Raw genomic sequence first — 7,313 nt, 5'->3', positions numbered from 1 at the left:
GTAAGGGAAAATCATCGGGTAGCTTCTCCCAGGTAATTTTAGGCTGGCTTGTTACCGTTGTCATCAGGTATCATCTCCCTCCATCTGTAAGCCCTATTTTAGATAAAGATAGAGTGCGATCGCAGGACTTGATCCACTCAGATCATCGCAAAAAGCACAGTGAATTATCCAGACGCGATCGCTTATCTTCTGTAAGAGCTTATATGTTTCGTGGGTTACGCGATCGCTATGTCCCCTCCCTCTCCGCCAGAACCCCCATCTCCTCTCGATTTGGATGAGTGGATTGCGATTCTTGTGACATTGACAACGATTGGCGGTATTTTCTATTGGGCGATGGGTAAAGAACAAAAGCAGCAAATTCTGCAAGATTTGGGATTGTCCCCGCCCTCACCTCAACCTGACTCAATACCGGAATCCCCAAAGCCAACTAAACCCACGCCAACGACTCCTGAGTTATCGGATGCTGAGATAACACCTCGTCGGGAAGCTGAGGTGCAGGGGAGTGAGGGTGCAGGGGAGCAAGGGAGAATGCAAGCTGATTCAGCACTTCCAGCACCGGAGAAAGCCCCACCCCCAACTGTAACTCCAACGCCGACGACACCGACTCCCTCGGTAGAATTTTCTGATGTTCCCGATGACTTTTGGGCAAAGAAAGCGATCGCAGCGTTGGCGACAGGGGATATTGTGGTGGGTTTTCCCCAGGGTGAATTTAAACCGCAGCGATTTGCTACCCGTGGAGAGTTAGCCGCTATGCTACAGCAGCTATTTGAGCCAAAACCAAAGCAACGCGCGATCGCCTTTGAGGATTTACCGCCAAATTACTGGGGTGATGAAGCGATTAAGGCGGTGGCTAAAGCGGGAATAATCATTGGATATCCTGATGATAAATTTCGTCCCAACCAACCGATCACCCGTGCTGAAGCATTAGTTGTCTTAGCTAAAACCCTAAACCTGAAACCCCCAGCCGAACCCAGTAAAACTTTAGAACAGTACACAGACAGCAACAAAATACCCGATTATGCGATCGCCAACGTCGCGGCGGCGGTAAAAGCGGGTTTAGTCACTGGCTATCCTCAAGGAAATTTGCTCAATCCCAATAAACCAGCTACTCGTGCTGAACTTGCGGCGATGCTTCATCAAGCTAGGGTGGTTTCCAGAAACAGAACTTCACGACAATAAATCAGGTTTTACCGTATCGCTTACGCCTAGCTTTTACCTAGTAATTTAACCTATACCGAGAGACGTACTTTAGTTGAATCGACTGGTTATCTTCCTAAAAATTTCTGCTAAAGAGTTAACCATTGCATTAGGGATCAGTCTAACCTCAGATAGATTAATCTTTATTGGCAATAGAGCTAATCTGAAATGAGTCAATTAATCCGATTGATTAAAACTTGAGTAGAGTAGATAGGTATTGACGCTACTTAGATAGAAGTTGCAAAGCTAAATCTTGACGTTGAGCAAGATAGGCTGCGTTTAAGCAAACGCCAGAGTAGACTTGGGCCAAAACAAGTCTATTCAAGATTTCGAGCTTATGTATATCTAAATGGCGAGTTAACTTCCGAAATCAAGCTACTCAGTTAATAAACAAATTGTAGAAAGGAGAACACAATAAAATGGTTGCTACCCTTACTGATGCTAAGCGCTCTGCCATTGCTGAAAAACTTGCCGATATGCGGGCAATTCAGAATTTAATTATTGCGAATGAACAGCAATTTATCAACGACTGTAAAAATAACGAGATTTTTGGTCGCTTAGAAGATATGCTAGAGGATGACCAGAACAACTTAGACGTTCTGGAAACAACTATTACTCAGTATGGAATTCAATCTGAGCCAAAAGAGAAAGTTCAAAAAATGATTGAACAAGCTGAGCAGATGATGAAAAGCTCTGAACTCAGCCTTTATGAAAAGATGGCACAGCATGAACTGCTAAAACATGGTCAAGTCATGTCAGGACTTGTGGTTCATAAGGCAGCTCAAATCGCTGGTGCGGATGTCGAGGAAGCACTTTCTCCCCTAAATTCAGTCAACTTTGAAAACCGGGCGCATCAGGAAAGACTCAAGGGCATGTTGGAATATTTAGGCACCCAAGAGTTAACGGGTGAAGAACCCGAACAAGGGATTTGGGGACGAGTTCAAGATGCAGTAGCTGCTATGACGGGTGCGATTGGTAGTGCTGTGACTCAGACATCTGATAAGTCTGACATGGATATCATGGATGTCATTTTCATGGATCACCAAAAAGTCAAAACCTTAATTGGTGAAATTAAGGGAACCAATAATCCGCACCGCATCCAGGAGTTTTTTGGACAACTCTACAAGGATGTAATTGTTCACGCTAAGGCAGAAGAAGAAGCCGTCTATCCTCAAGTTCGTTCGTTTTATGGCGATGCTGATACTCAGGAACTCTATGATGAGCAGGATCAGTTAGAAACGATTCTGAATGAGATGAAAAATCTGGGACCCACTTCATCTGAGTTTAAGTCTAAACTGAAGCAGGTAAAAGACATGATCGGCGATCACACTCGTCAAGAAGAAAGCACGATGTTCGCTTCCATGCGGAAAAATCTTTCGCCAGAGCAACGGGAACAAATGGCAACTCAATTTAAGCAAGCCAAGCAGAAATTGCAAAGCCAAATGTAGGTGCTATAGTGTCTGTTTATCAACCCCATTTAGCAGTCGTAAAACGTCACGCATTAATTTTTTAGGGGCGGGTTTGGGCACAATCGTAGGGGCGGGTTTAGGGACTCAATTCAAATATCCACCGATAATTGAACAACAAAACCCGCCCTGGGACAACAGTCACTTGAGCCACTAAAGTGCCTACTACGAACGAACATAACATACATTTGGGAAATATTCTGTTCCCTGTTTTCTTTACATTCACCACTGAAATAGGAGCGCCATAACATGACAATTACACCAGATCAAATTCCCCCTCAATCGCAAGAGCGGAAACCTGGTTTAGAGTCAGAAATGACACCAAAGCCGGAATATGATGATCCGAACTATAAAGGAAGCGATAAATTACGGGATAAAGTCGCCTTAATTACTGGCGGCGATAGCGGGATTGGTCGCGCTGTTGCGGTTTTCTACGCCAAAGAAGGAGCCGATGTTGCAGTTGTTTACTTAGACGAGCATGGAGATGCTCAAGAAACTAAAGATGCTGTAGAATCTTATGGTCGTCGTTGTTTATTAATTGCTGGCGATATTCGCAACGAACAATTCTGCCAGGAAGCGGTTCAAAAAACAATTGATGAATTTGGCAAGCTGGATATTTTGGTCAACAATGCAGCGGAGCAATATCTAGAGGAGAGCATTGAGGTAATTGACTCAGCCCGATTAGGTAGCACCTTTGCGGCAAATATCTTCTCAATGTTCTATTTCACGAAGGCGGCGTTACCTCACCTTGAACCAGGGAGTTCTGTGATTAATACGACATCCATTAATGCCTATAAAGGTAACTCGTCTTTGCTCAGTTATTCTACAACAAAAGGGGCTATCCTTGCCTTTACTCGTTCTATTTCTCAACCTTTAATTAAGAAAGGAATCCGGGTAAATGGTGTAGCACCTGGTCCAATCTGGACACCGTTTATTCCAGATGCGTTTCCGGGCGAGCAAGTCGAAAGTTTTGGTCAACAAGTTCCGATGAAGCGTCCAGGACAACCTAAGGAGGTTGCACCGAGTTTCGTTTTCTTAGCGTCTCAAGATGCGTCTTATATGGCAGGTCAAGTGTTACATCCGAACGGTGGTGTGGTTGTTGGTGCATAGAGATTGGGGCAGTTAAATTGGGCGCACGTCGGTGCGCCCCTACAATTCTGTGCGACGCCACTACACAGATCCCCGACTTCTCCAAAAAGTCGGGGATCTTGCTTGGATAGAATGTAGAAGTATGCTGTAATTAGGCTTATGTGGTCAAATCGTCGCAAGAGTGCTACATTATTTCTAGTTGTAAATAAATGTAAATTTACGGATTCATAAAACGCTAACTGTATACAAAACCTCTGTTTTAGCGTTTTTTACTCAACCAAGTGGATAGGGGAAATAGGACTTCAGACACCATGAACCGACTGATAGCGAACGAAGACCTAATGCGAGACGATTTACAACAGTCTCTAGAGCGCCATCATATCAATCCCGCTACATTGAGTACGTTTCAGCGAATTTTACTCACTACCGATGGCACGTTAACTGATATTCTGGAAGCGTATCTCTTTGAACAGATCCAGGTTGTCAAAATCTCCCAAAATCTTATCCCCATTCCCAAATCACTTCCGATTATGGAGTTAGCGGAGGGGACGGACGTGATTGATAGACGCATTTTACTGCAAGGACGCATTAGTCGCCAAAACTTTATTTACGCGGAATCCCTCCTGGTTCCCGAACACCTGGATGATAATTTTAGACATGAATTGTTTAAAACCAAAACCCCAATTGGTAAGATTTGGTTGGAGCAAAAGGTGGAAACTTTCAAAGAAATTTTGGATTCTGCTAAAGAATCGGCTCAGGGTTTAGCGGAGTATTTTAACATTGAGGCGAGTGACAAGCTGCTCTCTCGGACTTATCGCGTATTTACCAATGGTAAACCTGTAATGATGATTACAGAAAAGTTTCCGGAACGTTATTTCCTCAATAGTTTATAATTGCTTTACTGTTGATGCCTGACGCTGACCTTAAGAGCCAGGAAATAAATTTCCGGCTCAAAGCTAAAGTAAGCTAAAGCTTACTAACTAAGACTTTGAACCCCTACATTAATAAAAAAATGAAGGATAATTTTCATCAGTTCTCTAGGACTGTGGAAACCCGCGCAGGCGGGTTTCGTTTGTGTAGCTGCGGTTTCTAACCGCCCAATCGATTACGCTGACTGTTGATAAGGGCTGGTCAACTTATCCAACTGTTGTACCAACAGACTCAGGAATAAACCCACATCTGTTACCACACCCACGGATTCCAAGGAACCGCGATCGCTTAACTTGGTAACAACGGCTGGATTAATATCCACACACACCATTTTCACCCCGGCTGGCGTCATATTTCCTACCCCAATGGAGTGCAGCATCGTGGATAGCATCAAAATCATGTCCGCCCCTTCCAGCAGTTTGGCATAGTCGGCTTGGGCTTTAATTAAATCCATCTGGGTATCCGGTAGGGGTCCATCATCGCGAATGGAACCGGCTAGGGAAAAGGGAACATTATGTGTCACACATTCATACATAATCCCTTTTGTCAATGCCCCTTTCTCCACAGCACCAGCAATGCTGCCATAACGACGGATGGTATTAATCACCTTGAGATGGTGGCGATGTCCACCCCGCACCGGGACACCCCGTTTCATATCCACACCCAAAGAGGTTCCCATCAGGGATTGCTCAATATCATGAACCGCGATCGCATTACCGCCCAACAACGCCTGCACATATCCTTGGCGAATCAGACGGGATAAATGTTGAGAACCACCTGTGTGAATCACCACCGGACCGGCGGTGACAATCACTTTGCCTCCCTGATCGCGAATTTGGCGCAATTCCCAGGCAATTTGCTCGACAATTAATTCCACTCGGCGTTCACTAGAGACGCCCGCGCCCATGAAGCTAAATTCTTCACTCCCACGCTGTTCACGGGTTTTCGGCTTGTGAACGGTGCGGATTCCTTCCACACCGACAACCACCTGTTCACCGACGTCTAGATCCCGTAGGATTTTACAACGAGCGATAGGCTGGGAGTCCATCTGGGTGATTGCAATTGCCCCATCCATGCGCTGGTTTTGGACTTTCACCCACTCACCCTTAATCCGGACTTCTGTGGGATAAATCGTGGAGACATAAAAGTCATCCGGCGCTACACCCGATTGAATCACGGGTTCGAGATTCGCGTCACACACCTCTTGGGCGGGAGCGACAGCGCCCAACTCAATCAGTTGGCTCATCACCTCTTCCATCACATCATGGGAAGGTGCAGAGACGCGAATTTCAGCGCTGGAGGTACTTTGTCGTTGAACACCCAAATCGAAGTTGAGAACCTGGAAGCTACCGCCGATTTCCACAATCAGATCTAACGCCCGACTGATCAGTCCAGAGTCTAACAAATGCCCTTCTAGGCGAATGGTGCGACTTTCTACCTGGACATTCGCATGAATTTCAGTACGAACTGGTTCCGTTACTCGGAGAGTCAAGCATTTCGCCGCGCCACCCGCTTTGAGGAATTCCGTCAGGGGGGTTTCAACCACTCTAAACCCTGCCTCAGCCAACCGTTGCTTCAGGCGATCGCTAGCTTTGTTCATCACCACAACTTGGTCAACGTTCACCGCATTGCAGGCGAAGTTCACCGCATCCGCTTCTTCCAAGGCGATACGTTTTTCCGGTGCGACTCGCATCTCAATTAAGCGATTGGAGTAGGCATCAAAGGCGGGGGGATAGTAGAGTAAATAGCCGCCCGTCAGGGGACAGAAACAGGTATCTAGGTGATAGAAGCGCTCATCGGTGAGTCGCAGGGAGACGACTTCAATATCCAGCCATTTTGCCAGATAGGGGTGAGAATCCAATTCCGAACGAAAGCCGTAGCCCGCCCATAACCAACGCCCTTCTCGATCCAGGAGGGCATCACCTGCACCTTCAAAGGGGAGTTCTGGAGGGAGTTCGTAGACGGTGTAGCCTTGGGCTTCAAACCACTCCTTGAAATGGGGTTCCTCACCCTGGCGTTCTTTGTGCAAGAAGCGACTCAGGACAACATTTTTACCGAGAACCAGCCCCGCATTTGCCGTAAACACCATATCGGGCCACCCTTTTTCCGGGTTCACCAAATCCACGATCGCATGATCTTTGAGGACATGGTGCAACTTGTGCCACTGTTCGACGGCGCGATCGCGCGAGGACTTATGAATATTCCCTTCCATCCAGGGATTAATCACATAGTCCACATCGTAGTGGTCTGGAGCGCACATGAGAAAGCGAATCGAATCAGTCATAATCAATTAAAAATGGGTAGACGCCGACAAAAGATTTCCAATTTGACATCCTCTCCCCTTAAACTAACGTGATCAGGCGGGAGTCCCAAACCTGATTATGTCGTTATACCAATAGGTATAGGTAGGCGGTACTTGACTTTCGTCTCGATGTCCGCGCTGGTTATCCTCACGGAAGTGTTCCAGGGGAGGAAAAATGAATCGGCTTGGTGCTGAAATAGACCAACTTCCTATCGTATCTGATTTTCCCAGGACAACTCAATCCCGTTGCCGGGATTCATTAGTAGGAAACATAGCTGGCGACACCATGCACCCTATTGAATAGATGAAATTGTAAGTTTCAATCCCGT

The 7,313-nt window shown here is 46.2% G+C and carries 6 protein-coding genes; 5 read left to right on the top strand and 1 reads right to left on the bottom strand.

Annotation, left to right across the window (positions count from 1 at the left end; translation table 11 throughout):
• From RIC07_RS35325 to RIC07_RS35305, 5 genes are all read left to right on the top strand, one after another.
• On the top strand, nt 1-278 hold a 278-nt coding region (locus RIC07_RS35325; protein ID WP_446380618.1), incomplete at its 5' end, for a hypothetical protein.
• On the top strand, nt 229-1,179 hold the full coding sequence (locus RIC07_RS35320; protein ID WP_446398583.1) for an S-layer homology domain-containing protein: 951 nt from the start codon (nt 229-231) through the stop codon (nt 1,177-1,179). The genes RIC07_RS35325 and RIC07_RS35320, both read left to right, overlap by 50 nt.
• Before the next feature lie 437 nt (nt 1,180-1,616).
• On the top strand, nt 1,617-2,645 hold the full coding sequence (locus RIC07_RS35315; RefSeq protein ID WP_446398582.1) for a hemerythrin domain-containing protein: 1,029 nt from the start codon (nt 1,617-1,619) through the stop codon (nt 2,643-2,645).
• A 267-nt stretch (nt 2,646-2,912) separates the two neighbouring features.
• On the top strand, nt 2,913-3,773 hold the full coding sequence (locus RIC07_RS35310; RefSeq protein WP_446398581.1) for an SDR family oxidoreductase: 861 nt from the start codon (nt 2,913-2,915) through the stop codon (nt 3,771-3,773).
• 290 nt (nt 3,774-4,063) lie between these two features.
• Nucleotides 4,064-4,645, top strand: a complete 582-nt coding sequence (locus RIC07_RS35305; RefSeq protein ID WP_446398580.1) for a chorismate--pyruvate lyase family protein — start codon at nt 4,064-4,066, stop codon at nt 4,643-4,645.
• A gap of 212 nt (nt 4,646-4,857) precedes the next feature.
• Here RIC07_RS35305 and argZ read toward each other — a convergent pair whose 3' ends face one another.
• The gene (gene argZ, locus RIC07_RS35300) at nt 4,858-6,966 is read right to left on the bottom strand and encodes a bifunctional arginine dihydrolase/ornithine cyclodeaminase (RefSeq protein WP_446398579.1); all 2,109 of its coding nucleotides are present in this window, start codon (nt 6,964-6,966) and stop codon (nt 4,858-4,860) included.
• Nucleotides 6,967-7,313: the final 347 nt, after the last annotated feature.

The organism is Coleofasciculus sp. E1-EBD-02 (assembly GCF_040218245.1).
Taxonomy (GTDB): Bacteria; Cyanobacteriota; Cyanobacteriia; order Cyanobacteriales; family Coleofasciculaceae; genus Coleofasciculus.
Note: the sequence above shows the minus strand (reverse complement) of the source record. Positions and strands in the feature narration are given on the sequence as shown.

What these genes read in the sequence shown, in the direction of transcription:
- RIC07_RS35320 (WP_446398583.1), top strand. Translation starts at nt 229, where the DNA reads ATGTCCCCTCCCTCTCCGCCAGAACCCCCATCTCCTCTCGATTTGGAT.
- RIC07_RS35315 (WP_446398582.1), top strand. Translation starts at nt 1,617, where the DNA reads ATGGTTGCTACCCTTACTGATGCTAAGCGCTCTGCCATTGCTGAAAAA.
- RIC07_RS35310 (WP_446398581.1), top strand. Translation starts at nt 2,913, where the DNA reads ATGACAATTACACCAGATCAAATTCCCCCTCAATCGCAAGAGCGGAAA.
- RIC07_RS35305 (WP_446398580.1), top strand. Translation starts at nt 4,064, where the DNA reads ATGAACCGACTGATAGCGAACGAAGACCTAATGCGAGACGATTTACAA.
- argZ (WP_446398579.1), bottom strand. Translation starts at nt 6,966, where the DNA reads ATGACTGATTCGATTCGCTTTCTCATGTGCGCTCCAGACCACTACGAT.